This window comes from Paenibacillus sp. 19GGS1-52, assembly GCF_022369515.1.
Classification (GTDB): Bacteria; Bacillota; Bacilli; order Paenibacillales; family Paenibacillaceae; genus Paenibacillus_AQ.
On the sequence record NZ_CP059724.1, the window covers coordinates 5,297,691 to 5,318,939 of the forward strand.

Below are 21,249 nucleotides of genomic sequence, written 5' to 3' on the forward strand. Positions count from 1 at the left end.
ATGGGTGTGAATACAACAAGCGGGATGGAGGAAGTTACCCCTCACCTTCCATCCCGCACAGTATATTTCAGCTTGCTTATTTATTCACTTTGTTAAAAGATTTCCAAGCCTTATCCAGTGCCTTCAGCACCTCATCCTGTGACAATTGTCCGGCATAATAGGCTTGCAGACCTTTACCCACCTCGTCTTTGACCGATTGCGGAATGGCCGGGTCCTGAACAGATTTGCCTGCTTTGACATAAGTCATCGCGTCGTTGATCCACGGATAGCTTTCATAGGTGTGGATCTTAGCCACCGGATTGAACTTCAAGGCCTGGAAGAATGCGTTGGAGGCTTGGTCATCCAGCACGTAGTTCAAGAAATCGAGGGCTACGTCCTTGTTCTTACTGGTCGGTGATACAGCCAATGATGTTGAAGCACTAAGATTGATCAAGGTAGCGTTAGGATCATCGTTAATCGGCAGAGGTGCCACTCCGAAATCCAAGTCCGGATTCGATTTCAGAATGGTTTCGGCATACCATGGTCCTTGCAGCCACATGGCCCCTTTACCTGCAGCAAACGCTGCAGCACCATCATCACCACCAACCTCTGTTGCTTTGGTTGTACCGTTGCTGTTGATGAGATCAAAGATATCAAAGATCGCCGACTTCATTTCAGTAAAGGAGCCCTCGTCTTTATTCATCTTATCCACGAACGTAGGGTCCTCGGTCTTCACGATTGCGCCGACAGCGAGCGGCAGCACCAGCTGTGGAATCCAAGATTCTTTATAGGAGAGAACAAAAGGAGTTATCTTCTTGGCTTTAAGCTTCTCTACAACCGCCTTCATTTCCGTCAAAGTCGTTGGTGGTGTCAAGCCTAGCTCCGTAAATATTTTTTTATTGTACAGATAACCCCATGATAAGGTTTCGAGTGGTAGAGCAACGACTTTGCCATCAGTTGTAGTAACAGAAGGTTTCACGCTATCCAGCAGTTTAGCGACAAAAGGCTGGCTGGTCAGATCTTCCAGATATCCGGCTTTGTAATAAGAAGGAATCTCGTTGACCGCATGAATGGCGAATATATCAGGTGCATCATTGGAGGCCAGCCGTGTCTTCAGAATTTGCGAAGCATTATCGGCTGTCGGCATTTCCAACTGAACAGTTACATCAATATTTTTATCAGCTTTTTCCTTGGTAACGAAATCGGCAATATATTTGTCATAATGTTCCTTGAAGCGCGGCTGTGCGATGAACATCTTGAGGGTAACGCTTTTGGCCTTTTCTGTAACTGCCTTGTCACCCTCTGCCGAACCTGCGCTGCCTGTGTTATTGTTGGCGCCACAGCCTGCCAGAAGTGTTGCTGCTAGAAATGTGCAAAGTATACTCGTTGTTGTTCTTTTCATATCGTAAGACCTCCCAATGCCTCTGTTTTTGTTTACGCTTTCATTGTATCTTTATTATGAAAGCGTTTAATTGGACGGAATTACCCTCCTGGGTTGGACATTTTTAAACCTGTGCATTCTTTCTCATTTCGCCGGGTGCAATACCATAATGCTTCTTAAATACTCTATAGAAATAGGCAACATCCTCGTATCCGCTCATTTCAGCCACAGACTTGATAGGTATGTTATCCTCGGCGAGCCATTGCTTGGCTTTCTCCATCCGCAGATGCAATACATATTCCGTAACGTTGCGGCCATATTCCAGCTTGAAGACCTTGCTCAAATATTCTTTGCTGACAAAAAAAACTCTGGCTAAAGCCTCCAAAGTAACAGCCTCGGCAAAATGGTTATCAATATATTGCCTAACCTCTTCGAGATTCAGCCTATTCTTGAACTTGCGTTGGCGGATCAGTTGCTCCAGACTTTCGCCGTATTGCTCCACCAGAAAAGCTGTAGTATTCTCGCAGGACGAGAAAACCTCGCGGTTCACTTCGAATTTCAGGGATTCGTCTTCAAGGGCATTACACTTCATGAGTTCCATGAGCAGTTGCAGCATTTCTCGAGTGACCTGCTGAAGGATGCCCGACTTCGTAATCCCACTCTGTTCCAGTTCTCTGCCCATCCCTTGCAGTACGCTGAGCATCCCCTCCGAATTCAATTCATTGAAATGAACCCGCAGCAGCTGTTTATAGGAGGACAAGGAGAAGGAAACCTCCATATCAAGGGGCAGCGGAGCGGATTCCCGGGAGAAAGACTCCAGCTCTCTTTTGCACTTTTGCAGAACTGCATTCAGCTCTTTGGGATCTATCGGCTTCAGTAAGTAATCTACCGCTCCGTAACGCAGGGCACTCTGTGCATATTTGAAATCATCGTAACCGCTCACTACCACAACCTTTACTTCAGGATAGAGGTCATGGAGATTAATCATCAGCTGGACTCCGTCCGCACCAGGCATCCGCATATCCGTAATGACAATCTGAGGCGACAACAACTCGGTAAGCTGCAGCGCTTCTATCCCCTCCTCCGCTTCTCCGGCAATCTCCATTCCCAGACTTTCCCAGGCACCAAACGTCCTTACAATATCACGATTCCAACTTTCGTCGTCCACTAGCAGTACTTTAATCATAGATGTCACTGTTCCTCTCAAGCGGAATGGTCATTACTACTGTAGTTCCCTGCCCGGGTTGGCTATCTACGCTGATTCCACAGCCGCCGCCAAAGTGCATATGAAGCCTAGAAGCGACATTTTGTAAACCGATCCGGTCACCGTGTGTCCATAAGCCTTCCGTTTGGTTCAGCCGTCCGCGCAGCTCCGCAAGCTTGCTGTTCTCCAGCCCGATTCCGTTGTCGCGGATGCTGATGATTACCTCATTTGCATCCGTGATAACGTTGATCTCCAGCTCCCATGGTCCTGCTTGCAGCTCCAGTCCGTGAACAAAAGCATTTTCGACGATAGGCTGCAGAGTCAGCTTCGGAATCATGCTCTTTAGCGCCTTCTCATCCACCTGAATGGTGTAGGTTAGCCGGGAAGAGAAACGCTGCTTCTGGATCTGCATGTAATTATTCAGGTGATTCAGCTCAGCTTGCAGCGGCGCCAGCGCGTCGGGCTCTCGTATAATGTAACGAAACATATCGCTAAGCGATCTGATCACCTCGTAGCTTTCCGCCGGGTTGCTCTTGAAAAGCATACTGCCGATCATTTGCAGCGTGTTTTGCAAAAAATGAGGGTTAATCTGCGCTTGCAGCGCTTTGAGCTCAGCACTCTTTTTCTCCAGACTAATCATATATTCTGTCTTAATATGCTCTCTGATCCGATGAGACATCTGATACAGCTTCGTCTCCAGAAAGCCGATTTCATCTACGCGGTTGCTAATCTGGACCTCACGGTCTTTCATGAGCCCAAACCCTTGAATGGAACGGGCCAGACTAACGATAGGGGTCGCCAGCCGCCACGCCAGAATAATAGCTACTAGTGTAGCTACAATCACTGTAAACATGCCGACAATAAGACCAAATTTCATGGTGGCGAGTGAACTCTGATTAATAAAGCTGTTCGGTATAATCGTGATCAGCTTGAGGCCCACCGGATCAATCGTGTTATAGAACACATATTCACTATTACTTCGGAAATACCCCTCACCGGCACCGGTGTCAGCTACCTGCTGCAGTATTTTCGGCGTTGGGGCTTGTCCCCAAGGCTGGTACAGTATCTCTCCAGTAGGTCCAACTATAAGCACCGTGTGCTCGTCACCGCGTCCCAGCAAATCTAAGGTCTGGTCCAGCACTCCCCAGCGAATCTCCAGAGAAATGCCACCGAGCTTCTCCTGATTCTCAAATCGATTAATGCTGCGGATCAGCTGAAACTTGCTGTTATCACTGCTGTCCACTTGGATCATGAAATCCTTATCCTGTTCGAACAGCATTTTGTAGGGTGCCGGAATACTGACCGGCGATTCAATATCGCTTTGCGAAGCATTGATAGTGAACAGCTTATTGTACTCCTTCAGATACAGCTCCACCCCGATCACATGATTGCCTGCCGAGTAGAACAGGTTCGTCAGGGTATCAATAATATTCTTCTGGGCGGCGAACTGACTGGACAAGCTCGCTTCCTCCACATTAGCCAGGTAATCACTTAGATGAGGACTGATCAGAACGGTATAAATTAGATTGTTCAACTGAGAGAATTGATCGCCGAGATAAACCCCTGTCCATTTCATATTGGAAAGATTCGTACTGATGACTTCTGCCTCCATCGATCTACGGTTATTCTCGGCGGCTAATGCTGTTATGGTCACAATCGGCACTGCAGCCAAGATAACCATGGTAAGAATAAGTTTATTGCGAATGCTGCGTCGGAAAGGCTCCGTTAGCTTTACAACCCATTTGGCAAACATCAGTGCTTCCATCCTCCCGTAACTAATAGCTTCTAATACAAGAAGAAACGGCTTCGCCGTCCTTTTATAGACGGTACCCGTTTCTTCGAGAAATATAAGGATACTTGGGCTCTATTTTAAAATCAAGTGATTGCTTTTCAGACAAAAAACCTGATCCAATTCATATTCTCGATAAATGAGCCCGTACTTTTAAGATAAAGGGAATTCCTCCCTCTAATTTTGTAAAAATACTCACTTTTTAGGAATTAGAGGGAAAAGATCCCTCTAATTCCTTTCAAATACCCTATTTAAGCCCAAATGGATAAATTTAAAGGGAGTATTTCCCTCTATCTCGATGTGCTGACCTCTGTTATATCCGTTAAAAGTGGCTCTATTGCGCGTTTTAACTATTTAGGTTATGGTCAAGCACTGATTATGGCATTGAGCAGATAAATTATAATGTGAAAAATATAAGCATAATTTATGGTGTGAAACCTATAAATTCTTATATTTTCAAAAGGCTAACGTCCCCCAAAACAGGGACGTTAGCCTTTGGATTATGCCATAGAATTACGGTAAACAGTAAGCTTCTATTTCCTTTAGTTCAGGACGATTGTATGAAAGGATTGTGGCTTAAGCACAAAGGAGTGCACAGAGGAACCACTATCCAGGTTCAGCACCCGAGGCTCGTCAAATGGATTGGAGACCACCAGGGTTACGCGGCCATCCATTCCTTTAAAGGCTACTGCATTGCCGCTCCATGGTCCCTTAAGCCCAACTCTTACTGCACCCGGACTCGTGAACCGTGAGAAATGCTTCATCACATAATACTCTGGATTACGTACGGCTTGGCCCACGGCAGGATCTATAGTCAGCATCGAGTTTTGCTCCCAGCCCCAAGTGCTCCGGCCTCTAGGCTCCAACAGCATATTCCAATAAATATAAGCATTCACACCATTCATGAAATAATGCTGATATAAGTTAAAGATGTATTTGGCATAGAACCAGGTATTTTCCCCATCGCCGCATTCATTTTCAGTCTGCATATAGCGCAGCTCTGGATAACTCTGCACAGTGCGCTGGATCGCATGTTTGCCAGCCCATTGGTAACCGACGCCTTTTACGTACTTGTACGCCTCGGGATCACTAAGTACTACGCTGGCGAAGGCATCATAATCCGTGGATTTTTTCTTCAGCCATTCATCCCATGGCTCCGGAGCATTGATGGTGCCAAGCCAAATTTCCGTATCCAGATTATGCCGCGCAAACGCCGGTCCTAAGTAATCGCGGATGAATATACGCAGTTGCTCTCCAGTCCATACGCAGGAAGGAAACTTCTGATCAGCGACTACCTCATTCTGTACATGCACCTGATGAATCGTGATTCCCTCTGCGCGGTAGGCCTCAACGAATTTGACGAAATACAAAGCATAGGCTTCCAGAATTTCCGGTTCCCAGCGTAACGTACCATAGTTATACGACTTCGGAAACTTCATCCACGTGGGTGGACTCCACGGGGATGCGAATAACTTCAAGTCTGGATTTAGCGCCAGGGCTTCTTTTATATAGGGAATCAGTATTTGCCGGTCACGTTCGATAGAGAAATGTTCCATCGCGTAATCCCCATCCTGCTCGTTCAGGCTGTACCAATCGAGCGCATAATCACTAGCACCGATCGGAAGTCTACAAATGCTGAACCGCTGCTCGCCTTCTGGATGGAACAAAGCATGCATTACCGTTGCTCTGTCCTGATCCGACAAATGGGCAAGCGCGGTGAAACCCAGCTCATTGAAACAGCCCCCGAAGCCCTCCAGCGTCTGAAATATCTCTGAAGTGACCGTTAGATTGACTGCTGAGCCGTCGGCTGTGTGTGGTAATAGCGATATCTGCTCTATTGCTTCCTCCACCCAAGGTAACTCTTCCGTGCTGGAAAACCATTGAAACTCATACTTACGCATATCCCGCAACCTCCATATCGTCAATAGTGTGTCCATTAATCTGGTAAGCTAAGAATAATCTTGCTAAAATACTGGAAATTCTCAAGGGAAAACAGATATAATCATATTTGATTGCGCTTTCATTATACCTTATAGAATAGCCTATAGAATTGGACAAAACGGCCGTGCAGACTTGGACTTTTTTAACCTGGACATTTAATGAAATGCTATAAGGTATAATAGAAGAGGTCTAATACAAGCTCTCAAGAAAGGTGTTCAGCATGCATAACATCAAATATATTAACGGGTACGAAAATCAATATGTTCTATATTCAGGAATCACTTTGGATAATCAATATGCTGTGTTTACGGTAAGTCGGAATTATGATGAAGATTTCAGCTTTGAGTCGGGATTTCAGGCGGGTATTCTCAAGTATGATTTCCTAAACGAAACGACCGAATATTTTGCTTATGAACCGCAGGTATATTTGGAAAGTAAAACATCGGCGCAGAACAGTATTTATTTTGCCTATATCACCTGGGTTAATCAGTTAGCCGAAGTTAGCATTCATCAGTTGGATTGCCGTGACATGAGCGCGCGCAAAGTATATAGCCTGCAGTTGGAAGATATTCTTGCGGGTGATGTGAAATCCGGACTCTGGGCAATCCAATTGTTCGGCATCAGCGACCGTTATCTAGTTGTGGGAATTCCGAAACTGCCCTACCCGGCTAAAGGAGCAGGGTCACGCTTCACTCACCACCTGCTAATTGATATTGACCAACAGACCCAAACTATCATTCCAGACCGATTAGGCGACAACGATCGTCTGATATACATGGATTCTATAGAAGTTGTAAACCCAAATCATGGAGCACAACTTGTGATCAGAACATCCAATACGAGCAGTGAAATAGCCTTTCAGAGCTTAGCAGTTATAGAGTTCAACACTTTTATTGACTTGGTGCATACCCAACAGCCCATCGACGAATCCTACATTATTACGCAGACAGATCCGCTGAACGGCTTTATTGGCTTAAGCCTTTCGGACCCTGGGATGGTCGGTGCCTATAAGCATTGTTTCCCTGATCACCGTTCTGAAATTGTCTTATATGATGTGGACACGAAACAGCGTACGGAAATCAAGCTTAGAAATCGATTCGAGAAGGTGTTTATTGAATACCCCGAGGTACTCGGGTTAAAGAAAACGGATTCCACCCACGATCTGTATGATACCAGCAACGGACAACGGCTGTTTACTACCTATATGGAGCGAACCCTACGATTCGCAAACAGTAGCTATGCGCTTACGCAGAAGTTCTCCACAGGTCATGTGCTGCTTCACGATATCCGTACCAAATCCATCCTTGCAGAATATATAGGAAATTGTACTAGCTTCCACTATATACCTGATCAGAAGCTGCTCATCTTAGTTCCTTAATTGCAGGATAAATACAGGCAGCAGCCTGTGTTGGGAGTGGAAAAGTATTTTTTATCGAAATCTCGAATTTCTGACTACTGAAAAACAAGGCTCATTTTCATAAAGAATGTTGCAAAGTTACCTTTAGGGAAGGTGGGGACTGTTATGATATTGTGGTTTCGAAATTTGCCACAGATAAGCTTGGATTTGTCAGAATGGAAACCTTTCATTCAAAATACTTGGTTTCGAAAGCATTATATGAAGTTTGTTTACCTATTAATGTCCACTTTTTTTCTAGCACCAAAAGGGTTCGGAGTAAGCTTCTCTCATATTATAAATTCCCCTCTTATCTTAATCATTTTTGTTGTTTTTATAATACATGAAATCTTTCATATTCTTGTAATAAACACCAAAGGTGATATTAGCTTAACGTTCAGAGGAATATTTTTTTGGCTCAATACAAATGCAATTCTATCCAAGCAGAGATTTTGGGTCTTTATGAGTTTACCTTTTATTGTATTATCAGTAATCCCAGCGATTACTTCGCTCCTTGTATCAGATGATATTAAATCACTCCTATTATTTATTAGTTGGATAAATTTGATAATCTCTTCCTCCGATATCGTTAATTCATTGTTAATCCTAATTAAACCAAATAAATCTGTATTTTGCAGAGGCTACTACCGAGTGAATAGCATTCCAGCAGCATCTATCACCGAGGCCAACATACTAAGCCAGAATAGTTGAAAGTCACCCTTGGCGGACTGTAGCACCGCTATTTCACTTTTAAGGGGGTTTGGCAACAGGAAGCGGACTCAGAAGACGTTATTGCGCAAAAAAAGGTTCTTTTGAGAAGAACTAGGGTCAATAACGTCCCTGGTGTCCGCCAAATTCCCAAATCGCCTGATTTCGAACAAATAGGGGCTTCTCAGTCCAGTTCACTGGGTCTTATAGTATGAGATTCCAGCTATCAGAGAGAACTAAAGAGAATTAAGAATGCTAAGGCAGCAGCCCATCCTTGAGGGCTGCTGCCTTTTGTATAATTGCCACTGGTTATGGATTACTGCTCTGCCACTAGTGCGTTTAACTCTCGTAGATCCTCTGCCAAATTCTCTTCAGTATATTTGCCGAGACCGAACCCGATCATCGCTCGGAGTGGCATATATTTCATCATCGCCTCGAACATATCCGGGTTATCGTCCATGGCGTCTTCCAACCCGAAGATGCTGCTGTACTTCTTCGCTCTGTCTGCAGTAAGCGGGTTCTCCAGCAGATCGCCAACGGTCGTATTGCGGTGGAAACTAACCGGTGCAATGTGCGTAGTTGATTCTACTTCAATAGAAGCAGACAGGCGAATATCCCGTGAGGAGGAACCGATGCATATTGTAAAGGCGCCGCTCTCCACATGCCAATCGCCAAGATTGACGTTGTAATACGCGAAGGAGCGTTTATTCAGCGCAAAGGTTACCACTTGCTCTTCCCCTGGCTGAAGCTCCAGCTTCTGGAAGCCCTTTAGCTCCTGCAGCGGGCGGATCACGCTGCTCTTCACATCGCTTACGTACAGCTGGACGATTTCTTTGCCGGGACGGCTGCCCGTATTCTTGACAGTAACGGTGACCTGTAAGGTCTCGGCATCGTTCATTTTGCTTGCGGAGAGCCGCAAATCGCTATATTCGAACTCGGTATAGCTGAGTCCGAAGCCGAATGGGAACAGCGGTGCGATTTCTTTTTTATCATAATAACGGTAGCCGACGAACAGGCCTTCTTTATACTCCACCTTGTCGCCTTCGCCGGGGAAATTCAGAAAGGACGGATTGTCGCTCAGCTTCTGCGGGAAGGTCTCCGCCAATTTGCCACTGGGGCTTACCTCTCCAAAGAGCAAGTCGGCAATTGCACCACCAAAAGCCTGACCACCGAGATAGCCTTCAAGAATTCCCTTGGTGTGGGTAATCCACGGCATCGCAACCGGCGACCCGTTGCTGAGCACGACCACGATATTGCTCTGGACTTCGGCTACCGCTGCAATCAGCGCCTGATGGCTCTCTGGAAGCGACAGATGACTGCGGTCGTAACCCTCTGATTCATAACTATCTGGAAGTCCCAGGAACAACACTGCTACCTCCCCTTGGGCCGCGGTTTCGCGCGCCTCTTGCAGCAAAGCTTCGTTAATCTCTTTAGAATCCAGCTCGTAACCTTGAGCATAGAGCAGCTCTACAGCATCGCCGGTAATGGCTTGAATTTCGGCAAAAGCATCATCCAGCCGGGTCGGATTCACATGTGAGCTGCCTCCGCCCTGATAACGCGGCTTCTTGGCGAATTCGCCGATGATGGCAATCGAACCCTGCTTGGAGAGCGGCAGAATCCCTTCTTCATTCCGCAGCAGTACCATGCTCTCCCGCGCTACTTCCCGCGCCAGCTGATGATGATCGTCTATACTAAACGTAGCGTTCTCTTGAGCATTATCCACCGACTTAAAGATAAACGTCAGCAACCGCTCAACCGCCAGATCTAACGTTTCCACAGACAGTTCGCCGCTGTTTACGGCGGCTACGATTTTGGCATCGCCGATGCCGCCGCTGGATGGCATTTCCAGCTCCAGTCCGGCCTGCAATGCCTTAACCCGCTCGTTCACCGCGCCCCAATCGGAGACAACAAAGCCCTCAAAGCCCCACTCGTCTCGAAGAATCTTCGTCAGTAAATACGGACTTTCAGAAGCATACTCCCCATTCAACCGATTATAGGAACACATTACGCTCCAAGGCTGACTTTGCTTAATAGCCCCTTCAAAGCTGGCTAGGTAAATCTCGCGCAGGGTGCGCTCATCAATTACAGCATCGATGGACATTCTGCGATGCTCCTGATTATTAGCGGCAAAATGCTTCAAAGAAGTGCCAACACCTTGGCTCTGCACGCCCTTGATATGATTCGCACCCATCTCCGAGGATAGATAAGGGTCCTCTGAAAAGTATTCGAAATTCCGCCCGTTCAGCGGAGAGCGCTTAATATTCGTGCCCGGGCCGAGCAGAACGGCAACGTTCTCTGCCTGACATTCTTTGCCAAGCGCTTCCCCTACGCGTCCGATTAATTCACGGTTCCAGGAGGAGGCCAGCCCAGCGGCCGAAGGAAAACAGGTCGCCGGCACACTGTTGTGAAGGCCAAGGTGGTCGGCACTTTCTTTTTGCTTACGCAAGCCATGCGGTCCATCTGTCACCATTAAAGCCGGGATTCCCAACCGCTCAATGCCTTTAGTATTCCAGAAGTCCAGTCCTGAGCAGAGCCCAGCTTTCTCTTCAAGTGTCATTTGTGAGATGAGATTCTGTATTTTCGTTGTCATCCTTTGCCTCCTCTGAATACGTTTACTTTACTATCCTCATTCTAATAGACTTCATTCGGAATTTATGGCATTATCATTGTATTATTGGTATTTTCATTGGATGGGAGGGAGAAATATTGGTTACTCTGGAGGGTCAGGAAGGAAGGCAGTATATTTGCAAATTAATCTATGAAGCCTATCAGATTCCAGTGTTTATGCTGGACTCCGGTCGGAGGATTGTGCATCAGTTGCCGTTATCGTTAGAAGGTCGCCCTTTGACTCCTGACTTTGGGGAGATGCTTAAGGAAATCACAGATCCTATAAACTCAGCAGGCCCTCCTGATCCTGCGGCGGTAGCTGCTTCAGTTCTACCATTCATCCGCAGCACCCAATCTCTGGAGAATTTCATAATTCTCCCTCTACCTTCGGAGCCTCAGGCCGCCGAAACAATCGTGATCGGGCCCTCTCTTTACGAACCCCTTACCGAGAGCAACGCAGCGAATCTACTGCGCGACAATAATATTCCGCTGGGGCTACAGGAGGAGTGGCTGCACTATTACCGCAACCTAACCGTATTAACCCGGACGAGATTGTACCATGCTGCTATGCTGCTATACACGCTGGTCACTGGCCAAACCTTAACTATTACCGAGCTGCTGCTGGATGCCCGCACGTCGGAGCCGAAGCAAAAGCAGCCAGTCGGCAGCCCCGATCTGAATGTTTCCTTCCGGCGCGAGAATATATGGCTGCACCACGAACCGATGCAGGAACAGGATTTGTTCCGCCATATCCAGAACGGAAATAAAGCAGAGCTACTGCGCACGCACGCCACCTTTTCTGAGGAGAAATACGGGCTACTCTCCAAAAAAAGCCATCTACGCAGTAAAAAAAATCTGGCAGTCGCTTCTATTACGCTAGCGACTCGTGCAGCTATTGCTGGAGGACTGTTCTGGGAGATTGCCTATACATTAAGCGACTTTCATATTCAGCACATCGAAGAATTGAGGGATGTTCCTGCCGTAGATAATGCCGTCCTCGACGCCCTGTGCGACTTCGCCGATCAGGTTAGGGATAACCGGAAATCCAAGCTGTCACGCACCGCGGCGGTCTGCCAGAACTATATTTTCAACCACTTGTATGAGGAGCTTTCTTTGGACAAGCTGGCGGAGGTGGCAGGCTTAAATGGAAGCTATCTCTCCCAGCTGTTCAAGAAGGAGACCGGGATCGCGATCAGTGATTATATTCAACGGGAACGGATAGAAGAGGCCAAACGGCTGATGGAGTATTCCGGCATTACCTTGTCAGACATCGCAACCCGGCTCCATTTTAACGATCAGAGCTATTTTACCAAGGTATTCAAGAAATACACCGGCACTACGCCAAGACAATTCAGAAATTAGTATGGTACAATTTAGGGAATATAACTTTTGGAACGATTTCTAAAAGGAGCGGTGACTATGGGCATTGGCGTTATAGTTATAGTGGTGTTTGTATTTATTGTGATACGGGCTCTCCTGCGCGATAACAGTCATAAAGAAAGACGGAGCAGGAGCAGCAGAAGCAGTCGCAATCTCAATGATGACGCAACAAGCCTTTCCTTCTTGGCTGTTGCTAATCCAGATTTACTGAATGAGCAGAGCTCTAATGATTCTTCTCCTAGCAATCATCATGGCAAGAATCACTCTGACCCTAGTAACCACAGCGACCACAGTAAACCTATCGACTCCGGCGGGTGGGGCCATAGTGGTCATAGCGATTTTGGTGGCGGTGGCCATAGTGGGCATTTTGACTCCGGTGGTGGTGGTGACTCTGGCGGCGGTGGCGGCGATTGAAGCTAAAACAACAAAGAACCCGTTGGCACGTGTAAGTGTCTGCGGGTTCTTTGTTACCATTTCATTTATCGGCCTACATCGGATTATTACCGGACGTTCAGCATAGTTCGCGTATCCTCCGGGCTGGCAACCTCTAATTCCATAGCTTCAATGATACTCGCTACCTTCGCTACAAGCTGGGCATTGCTGCTGGCGCGCTCGTGTTCCGTAAGATAATCACTGTCCTCAAAGCCGATCCGTACCAAGCTCGCTCCCATCGCAATAGCTGCTGTAATAATGGAATAATCACTTCGTCTTGCATGAGTAATTCCCCACAAGGCGTCCCGCGGAACGCAGCTTCGCAAAGCGATTAAGGCATCAATGGTAGCCGGTGTGCCACCCTGATGACCCAGTACAAGATCAAACAGAATCGGCTTTGGTAGGTTAAACTGCTTATCCAGCTCTAGTACCGTATGGATCATGCCCAGTTCAAAAATTTCGATTTCCGGAACCTTATGATTCTCTAGGATCTGCGCCACGCAATACTTCACCTCGCCAAGCGGGTTCCGATAGATGGCCTCCCCAAGATTCACTGATCCCACATTCAAAGACACTGTCTCTACCTTGTCATAGGCTAAGGGTGTACAGCGCTGCTCAATAGTCAGCTCAGATAGCCCACCCGTCGAAGCTTGGATCACGATGTCGCTCTCACGGATAATCCGTTCCACCGTTTCTTTGAACAGACTGATATCGGCCGTTAGCTGGCCCCCACCGTCTCTTACATGCATGTGAACCATGGCAGCTCCTGCCTGCCTAGCATCCAGCACCTCCCGGGCAAGATCCGCCGGATCAATAGCAGTGACTTGGGCAGAGGTTGGGGCAACAGAGATAATCACCTTTCTCATGAGGTTAGCTCCTCTACAATTTCTTTTAGCGTAGACTCTTCCCCGACATTCCCTGGAAAAATCACATACGGCAGCTGTGGGAACTTGCTTTCCTCCCCACAGATCCACACGGGAATGCCTGGCTTGATCTGCCCAGCTACGATAGCTTGCTGCACCTGCAAGGCCTTGGTTCCAATATCGCTAGAGGTGATGCCCCCTTTGGCAATAATAAACCGGGGTCGGATCTGCAAGCTGCCGACAATGCTGGTTAGCGCGTCCGAGATTTTAACGGATATTCTCAGCTCATCCTCTTTGTTACCACTGTTCAGGTCCAGCCGTTCACGCCTTGTACAAAGGGCAACGGTTCTATTCTGACTCAGCAGCAGCGTGCACTCTTCAATCACCCTAGCGATTTCACGCTGCACAATTTCCTCAGACTCCACCATCAAATGCTGATTAAACTCTAGCGTGACCACATTGCTGCCTTGCTTCAGTTGCTCCAGTTGTGCTGTAGTTTTCGCGGTATGCGAGCCGGCAACAATTAGGCCTCCTTGGCCCTCCCCCGAACCCATAAGCTGCTCGGCTGTCAGCAGTGGCTGCTCGCTGATCCCGCCAATCACCCTTACAAAGCTAGCAGCTGTCCGATAGAGGAACTTCTTCCCATCTGCCAGCGACTCATATAAAGCAATGCAAAATACCTGCAGGTCGCAATAGTCCAGCGCATTAACGACCACTTTATTGAAGCCTGTTACTGCCTTCAGCTTCCTCACAATAGCCGTGATCTCACAGGATCTCAGCTCTTCCAGAGAGATCATCGTCACGCTGTCCTGCAGGAAGTCGCCTCCGGTTTTCTCCTCCACCCATTCCCCGAGCTGGGATGAAGTGTAGCCAAAGGTTTTGTCTCTGGCGAACTCCGTCTCGCCACTGGGCGTAAGCAGGCCATGATCAGCAACATAGTGAATGTTATTAACCGTGAACCGTCCACCCTCTTTGAAAAAAGGGCAGAGGATCTCACCGTCAAATTTGTAGCTCACCTTGCTTTCGATGCTGTCTTTTATAACCTCGGTCTCCAACGGATAATGTCCGCGCATAGTGGAATCCCCACGGCTGATAATCATATAATCTCGACCCAACTGCCGGGAGACGGTCATAATATTCTCGGCAATTTCCTGATGGGCGGCACTCGTTTCCGCTGCGGTAAAGCTTCTTGAGTTCGTCAGGATAAAAAACACCTTCTCCGGGGTAAGAAAACCCTTTCGAATACTCTCTAACGCCCAATCGGTGATTACCGTTACATCATGTACTGTCTGCACACCTGTTGGGTCATCATCCAGGACAATAATTTTACTATGATTACTCTTAAGTGCTACAGATAACAGCTCTTCCAGACGTTGTGCGTCCGGTTCGGCAAATCTGCTCTGTATCTCACTCAGCTTCAGCTTCTCCATCCAGGTTCACCTTTCTCTTGTCCTATAGACTATCTAGCAGTTCTTTCACCTGCTGAACGCCAAACCGCGGGGAAGAGAGCACAGGCTTGCCCGTTGCAACCTCCAGAGCCTGCTCCATTCTGGCCATCGAGCCTTGAGCCAGTACAATGACATCCGCATGCTCTGCGGCTTCAATAGCTGTCCGCAGCAGGATGGCGTCATGATCCGCCGGTTTGCCGGAGACCAACGCGTCGAAGGCACCTGCCGCGAGACCGTTCACCAAAGTAACTTCCTTGCCAGCTTCCTTAGCTTTGCTGCGGATGAGCCGCATCGTCGGCGCAAGCGTGGATGGCAGAGTCGCCAGCACAGCAATTCGACTGTACCCTTCAACCGCCTTCGCCGCCATCAAGTCATCTATCTTCACAATCGGCACACCGATCAATTGTCGCGCAGCATCGGCAACCTCGCCCACGGAAGAACAGGTATTGAGAATCACATCGGCCCCAAGCTCTTCCCCGTTATGGAAATATTGCACCAGCCGTCTGGCTACACCGGGTGGAACCTCTCCCGCCTGCACCACATCTCCAATCAAGCTATCATCAATAATGTTGACCAATCGGATATCTGGCAGCAGCTCCTTGAATATCGCCTTCAGCGGATCAGCCAACCCTTGTCCTGTATACACAGCTACCACGGTCTTCATCTCTACTCACTCCTTAGGTTATTGCTTTCGGTTCTTATTCTTCTATACATATAAGTTGAACTTAAGATTTTGCTGAATCGGCTTTAATCGTAACTGCGGCGAATATTTGGACTTCCGGCCGCTGTTGTCTCCTGATTTTTTAATTTATGCCGCTTTAGCGGATGAAATCCGGAGACAGCCTTTGCTTTCGATGCGAGCTTTCCTACGGAAAGCTTTCAGGCGGTCGCTATCGCTCCTACAGTTCCAAAATTCCCTACCAGATAAAATCCTGCTCCGGACGTCGCAAGCTACCTTCCTTCATTGGCGCCTGCTCGAATACTACACGTGAGGTGTAGAGCGGTTTGGTCTTGCCCTGTGGGGTAATGCTGACCACATCATCTCCGCGCCATTCGGTCACAAAGCTCTGATCCACAGCCGTTTCCACAGTTGTGCGGATACTGAGCGGGAACGTAATCGTAATCGTCTCACCTTCATAAGCCTCATCCAGCAGCAGGAAGCAGCGGTTCACCCAGCGGCTTGGCTCTTTGCCATGTCCTGCTGTTACTATGCCGTCACGTTCGCGGGTATATTTGATCTTGGTGAAGCCTGCCCATTCGGGAATACGCACCAGCAGACGGGGAATATCGGCGTTAATGTTCAAGACAATCTTGCCTTCATGAGGCAGATAGCTATGTACATCCAGCCATTTGGAGCCACGGTTCAACAGGAAGTTTACACTAACTGTGCCCTTGTGCTCTGTAACCGTATTGCTCCAGCCCATAAACAATCCGCGGGTTCCCGAGCCGAGGCAGCAGATTTGCAGATCATTCGTATGTCCCCGCCCTTCAATCACATCGCAGACGAAGTCATTCGGAGCCGAGTAGCCTGCAAAAGCCCCTCTGGTCCGGTCCGCCACTTTATAGTAGGAAACATCGCCATGAATATCGTTCGAATGGTCTTCCGACTGCTGCACCCAATCCAAATCGAGCAGTTGAGATTCTGTTAAATGATTGCGCAGGAAACGTTCTACAGTACCCCAATATTCAACATAACCGCTTTGGGCCAACGTAATTCCGGTTGAGATCAGATCCACCAGCGAACAAGTCTCGTGTTCATAAGCCTGTTCGTGCATGTCACCGGGAGTCCAGCCGAAGGTAGTGCCCACGGTCAGCGCCCAATCATAGCTCTTCTTCACCCAAGCGATCGTCGCTGCATTTCCGGTAAAAGCCCCGAATCGGGCAATCGCATCCAGCGTTCCTATCCGCGTGTGGAAATGCCCACTCCGATACGCGAGCGCCGTATTAAAGCTGCCGTCCTCATTAAACACACCGCTGCGCTCGATAATCAGCGCCGTAAAGAACTGGCATAACTCAAAAGCATCCTTATTGCCGGTCACCTCATGATATTTCAGGAGTGGCATGACCAGCCTGCCACAGAATGAAGCTGGGTCCGGTGCAAGACGCAGCAAGATCCCATTCGAGGAGGGCCAGCCCCCTTCCTTATATTCAGAGGCGGGGTAGAACCAGATGTCCCGTTCTTTAATGGCAATCCGCTTCAATGCAGCTACATGGCGGTCTGCCGCTTCCTTCACCTTGGGATCTCCACTCTCCATATACCAAGAGGTCAGGGATAGAATGACTGCTCGTTGGTCGATCAGATTGGCGTTAGGCTCCCAGTCATGGGCTGGGCTGACCTGGCGGTAGCTAAGTCCGTCTTCTTTGAAAAAAGACATTAGATTTGCACGGTACTTCGCTTCCGTTTCTTTGCCTTCGGTTGAACCCGTCATATGGCGGGCCAGCACCAGCGCATCAATCATCCGCCCGTGCGATGATCCATAGTCCCAATCTCCATGGGTCATGCAGGCCGGCTCTTGCAGCAAATCGGCCGCGAAAAACGGAATTCCGTCATGATCATGATCGGCAAGGCCCACAATCGCATTAATGGCGTGCAAGGCCCTCTCTTCAAGCATTAGTGTGTCAGGAATCAGATGTTTGGACATGGTTCTTCTCTCCCTTGAAGATCGGCCTGGCTTGCGGAATTGCGGTACTCCCCGATAGTCATACCCAGTCTTTTTTTGAAAATTTGGCTGAAATACCGATAATCCTCATATCCCACCATTTGCGCGATCTCATAATTTTTATATTTAGAAAACTTCATCAATTCCTTGGATTTGCTTATGCGTACATCGGTCAGATAATCGATAAAGTTCTTGCCCGTTGCTTTCTTAAAGATCCGACTTAAATAGTCTGGATTCATATAGTAGCTCTGGGCGATTCCCTGCAGCGATAGGGATTGATCGTAATAAGCCTCTACCTGCTGCTTCATTTCCTCCACAATTTTCCCCGCCTGCTTCTCGCCAAGTCGATTATAAAAGTCAGCTACAGCAGGGATCAGCTCCTCCGTGAATATTTTAGTTACAGAAGCTTTATCATTCCGTGCACCCAGAATTTCTGTGTAAACCGCAGGGCCTTTTCCGCAAATATGACCGAAATCAGCGCCTTTGGCCTGAAGCTGTTTCTCTATGGCATATAAGAGCAATAAGGAACTTCGCTGCAACTGCTCCACGGACAGCGTATCCATAGAAACTTTATGCAGAAATTCGAAAAATTCATGTTGAGCTGCAAGTGTGCTCCCGGATTGCAGGGAGAGTAGAAAAGCCCGCTCTTGCTCTCCGGGGTAGGTGAACTTAGCGACTGCCAGCTTGTGCTCAGCCGCTAGAACCACGTCACGTTGTCCCAGCAGCCTGCCTTTCAGCGCTTGCTCTGCTTCCCGCACAGCTTCTCGAAGCTTACGCCCCTCCGGCTTAATCGTGCTAAGTCCAACACTTGCGGAGGGACAGCCGGCCCGCTTCAGTACATTTTGCAGAATGGCGCAGACCCGCTGCAGATCATCCTGTTCAAACCGGTTACCTGAACACACAAGCAGCAATTCCCGAGAACTTCCGGTCATAAACGAGGCTTCATAAGCCCAGCTTCCACCCCCAAAAAGAAACGGTTGAATTCGGTTCAATTGCTCCTGGAGGCAGCTTAGCAAGCAAGCCGAATCCAACTCCATTGTCTCTAAGAAGACATCCGATTGCCCGATGAGCGCAACCAGCTCCTGGCCTGACCATTCCGGTGGCATAGCTTCGTTCGCGCCAATAGCTACTCCATCCTCTTCTTCCGTCGAACTGTCCAGCAGTGCCCGGAGCCAGCCCTGTCCTCTTTGCTGCAAGGCTGCACGCTGGTTATCCTCACGCTGCTGCAGCTCCTCACAGGCTTTTCGCAGTACCGTATTCAGCTCTTCCTTCCGGACGGGCTTCAACAAATAATCAAATACCTTATGGCGGATCGCTTCTTTGGTATATTCGAAATCCGAATATCCGCTAATTACAATGACCAGCAGCTCCGGCAGCTCCTGGCTGAGCAGTCCGAGCAGCTGTTTGCCGTCCATACCTGGCATCCGCATATCCAGAAACAGCACATCCGGCTGTTCAGCTAGTGCCAATGTATACGCATCGTCTCCATTCTCCGCTTCTCCCACCAGCGTAAGCTCAAATTCACTCCAGGCAATCGACTGGATTAAACCTCTACGTATCCACTTTTCATCATCAACGATTAATACTCTGCGCATGTTTATAACCTCCGAAGTAGGGATGAAGTGAGCTTAATAGAGCTAGCAGGCTTAGAGAATGCGAACCATCAGCCTTTCAGCGAACCCGCTGTTAATCCGTCAATAATAAAACGCTGCAGGAACAAGTAAACGATGAGCACAGGTGCAACCACCATCACCATGAAGGCGAATACAACGCCCCAGTTGGTACTGTAAAGAGTGACGAAGTTGAATACCTGCAGCACAAGCGTCCACTTGGTGCTATCCGTCATGAGGTAAAAAGGCCCAAAGAAGTCATTCCACACCGACACCAGTACGACGATAGTTACAGTAACCAGAACCGTCATCAGGAGCGGCAGAATCATTTGAAAATAGAGCCGGAAATAACTACTGCCCTCCAGCAATGCTGCTTCATCCAGCTCACGAGGAATTGATTTCATGAAGCCTACCAGCATGAAGATCGCAAAGGGCAGCAGCACCGCCGTATAATACATCACCAGACTGAAGTAGGTACCTTTAATATGCAGATCGCTCATCAGCTTGATCGTCGGCACAATAGATACCGGAACGATAAGGCCCACAATGAACATATAAAAGGTGCCACGCATGAACTTGTCATCCCTCCGCTGAATGACGAAAGCCGCCATCGAGGCAAATAGGTTGACACATACGACTACCGAAGCGGAGATCATGACACTATTTTTAAATCCGCGTAGGATATTGGCCTGCTCGAATACATCTTTATAGTTGGAGAACTTCCACACGGATGGCAATCCAAGACCAAACAATGCGGATTCGCGAATGTCCTTGAAGGAGTTAATCAGAATCATGAAGAAAGGGATCAGGATCACAATCGCCAGCGCAAAAGCCACTACCTCCAGCATAATCAACCTGCCACGTTTCTGCGTTTGCATCAGTATTCCATCTCCCTCTTCTTCAGGCCCATTAGTACAGGCACACCGATTATGGTAACCAGCACAAACAGCATCAGATTGACCGCAGTAGCATATCCAAATTGCCCCGTACTGAACATATTCCTTATATAAGTGAAGAATACTTCTGTCGTATACCCTGGCCCGCCATCTGTCAGCACCATCACCATTTCAAAGATTTTCATCGAATTGATCATCGCCAGCAGCACATTCACCGTTAAAGAAGCCGCCAAGAGAGGGAATACAATAAAGCGGAAACGTTGCCAGTAATGCGCTCCATCAATGGAGGAACTCTCAATTAGATCCTTGGAGATGAATTGCAGACCTGCCAGATAGACAACCATGGAGAAGCCTGTAACCCGCCATAAATCTGTCATGATGATTGAAAATAAGGCAAACTTCGGATTATTGAGCCAATCCTGGGCCATAAAGCCCAGTCCTACGGAGTTCAGCACATGATTAATGATACCGTTCGAGGGATGATAGATAGCCCGAAAAATATAGCCAATGACGATCGGTGAGATGACATAAGGCATAAAAAAGATCATCCGCAAAAAATTCTTTGCCTTGAGTGCCTCGTTGAGAATCAGCGCCAGTCCAAGTCCCAAAACATTCTGAAACACGGTAACTGCAGCTGCGAATATAAGCGTATTCTTAAAAGCGGTCAAGAGTCTCGGCTCTTGAAACAACGCCCGGTAATTATCTAGCCCGTTAAAAGATATCGTATCTGCGTTAATGTTCCAGTCGGTAAAGCTGTAATAGAAGCCGATAACCGTCGGCGTAATGAAGAACAGCAAGAACACCGCGAGCGCTGGAAATGCAAAATATAAAGGGTATTTGCGTCCTTTCATGGATCTCTCTCCTTTTCTCTATTTTGTCAGCCGAAAGGACTAATCAGATTGGACCTGCTGCCGCCTGCCTGAACAAGTTACAGGATACAAGCGGGCGGCGGCTATAG

Annotated in this window: 16 protein-coding genes; 4 read left to right on the forward strand and 12 right to left on the reverse strand. The window is 48.0% G+C overall.

Features of this window, described 5'->3' with window-relative positions; all coding sequences use genetic code 11:
• Positions 1-76: 76 nt before the first annotated feature.
• The 4 genes from H1230_RS24540 to H1230_RS24555 form a co-directional block, all read right to left on the reverse strand.
• Positions 77-1,381: an ABC transporter substrate-binding protein gene (locus H1230_RS24540; RefSeq protein WP_239712462.1), complete on the reverse strand. Its 1,305-nt coding sequence runs from the start codon at positions 1,379-1,381 to the stop codon at positions 77-79.
• Positions 1,382-1,484: 103 nt separating this feature from the next.
• Positions 1,485-2,546: a response regulator transcription factor gene (locus H1230_RS24545; protein WP_239712463.1), complete on the reverse strand. Its 1,062-nt coding sequence runs from the start codon at positions 2,544-2,546 to the stop codon at positions 1,485-1,487.
• On the reverse strand, positions 2,539-4,329 hold the full coding sequence (locus H1230_RS24550) for a sensor histidine kinase (protein WP_239712464.1): 1,791 nt from the start codon (positions 4,327-4,329) through the stop codon (positions 2,539-2,541). Before H1230_RS24550 ends, H1230_RS24545 begins: the two co-directional genes overlap by 8 nt.
• A 566-nt stretch (positions 4,330-4,895) precedes the next feature.
• Positions 4,896-6,254, reverse strand: a complete 1,359-nt coding sequence (locus H1230_RS24555; protein ID WP_239712465.1) for a glycoside hydrolase family 30 protein — start codon at positions 6,252-6,254, stop codon at positions 4,896-4,898.
• Between the two features lie 260 nt (positions 6,255-6,514).
• On the opposite strand from H1230_RS24555, the gene H1230_RS24560 reads away from it, so the two are divergent.
• Positions 6,515-7,672 (forward strand): hypothetical protein, encoded by a 1,158-nt coding sequence (locus H1230_RS24560; RefSeq protein ID WP_239712466.1) that lies wholly within the window; start codon positions 6,515-6,517, stop codon positions 7,670-7,672.
• 144 nt (positions 7,673-7,816) lie between these two features.
• Positions 7,817-8,398, forward strand: a complete 582-nt coding sequence (locus H1230_RS24565) for a DUF3267 domain-containing protein (protein ID WP_239712467.1) — start codon at positions 7,817-7,819, stop codon at positions 8,396-8,398.
• A 313-nt stretch (positions 8,399-8,711) separates the two neighbouring features.
• Here the strand turns inward: H1230_RS24565 and H1230_RS24570 are convergent, their stop codons facing one another.
• Positions 8,712-10,985, reverse strand: a complete 2,274-nt coding sequence (locus H1230_RS24570; protein WP_239712468.1) for a glycoside hydrolase family 3 C-terminal domain-containing protein — start codon at positions 10,983-10,985, stop codon at positions 8,712-8,714.
• A 116-nt stretch (positions 10,986-11,101) separates the two neighbouring features.
• Between H1230_RS24570 and H1230_RS24575 the strand changes: the two genes are divergently transcribed.
• Complete coding sequence (locus H1230_RS24575; protein WP_239712469.1) at positions 11,102-12,364, forward strand: AraC family transcriptional regulator; 1,263 nt, start codon at positions 11,102-11,104, stop codon at positions 12,362-12,364.
• A gap of 57 nt (positions 12,365-12,421) precedes the next feature.
• Positions 12,422-12,796, forward strand: a complete 375-nt coding sequence (locus H1230_RS24580; protein WP_239712470.1) for a hypothetical protein — start codon at positions 12,422-12,424, stop codon at positions 12,794-12,796.
• An 86-nt stretch (positions 12,797-12,882) separates the two neighbouring features.
• Here the strand turns inward: H1230_RS24580 and H1230_RS24585 are convergent, their stop codons facing one another.
• The 7 genes from H1230_RS24585 to H1230_RS24615 form a co-directional block, all read right to left on the reverse strand.
• The gene (locus H1230_RS24585; protein WP_239712471.1) at positions 12,883-13,680 is read right to left on the reverse strand and encodes a beta-keto acid cleavage family enzyme; all 798 of its coding nucleotides are present in this window, start codon (positions 13,678-13,680) and stop codon (positions 12,883-12,885) included.
• Positions 13,677-15,107 carry a four-carbon acid sugar kinase family protein gene (locus tag H1230_RS24590; protein ID WP_239712472.1) on the reverse strand — a complete coding sequence of 477 codons (1,431 nt, stop codon included), beginning with the start codon at positions 15,105-15,107 and terminating at the stop codon, positions 13,677-13,679. Before H1230_RS24590 ends, H1230_RS24585 begins: the two co-directional genes overlap by 4 nt.
• Before the next feature lie 22 nt (positions 15,108-15,129).
• On the reverse strand, positions 15,130-15,789 hold the full coding sequence (locus tag H1230_RS24595; RefSeq protein WP_239712473.1) for an aspartate/glutamate racemase family protein: 660 nt from the start codon (positions 15,787-15,789) through the stop codon (positions 15,130-15,132).
• A 253-nt stretch (positions 15,790-16,042) separates the two neighbouring features.
• On the reverse strand, positions 16,043-17,767 hold the full coding sequence (locus tag H1230_RS24600; protein WP_239712474.1) for a glycoside hydrolase family 127 protein: 1,725 nt from the start codon (positions 17,765-17,767) through the stop codon (positions 16,043-16,045).
• On the reverse strand, positions 17,752-19,380 hold the full coding sequence (locus tag H1230_RS24605) for a response regulator transcription factor (protein ID WP_239712475.1): 1,629 nt from the start codon (positions 19,378-19,380) through the stop codon (positions 17,752-17,754). Before H1230_RS24605 ends, H1230_RS24600 begins: the two co-directional genes overlap by 16 nt.
• A 68-nt stretch (positions 19,381-19,448) precedes the next feature.
• Positions 19,449-20,273 carry a carbohydrate ABC transporter permease gene (locus H1230_RS24610; RefSeq protein ID WP_239712476.1) on the reverse strand — a complete coding sequence of 275 codons (825 nt, stop codon included), beginning with the start codon at positions 20,271-20,273 and terminating at the stop codon, positions 19,449-19,451.
• On the reverse strand, positions 20,273-21,142 hold the full coding sequence (locus H1230_RS24615; protein ID WP_239712477.1) for a carbohydrate ABC transporter permease: 870 nt from the start codon (positions 21,140-21,142) through the stop codon (positions 20,273-20,275). The genes H1230_RS24610 and H1230_RS24615 overlap by 1 nt, the downstream gene beginning before the upstream one ends.
• Positions 21,143-21,249 lie beyond the last annotated feature (107 nt).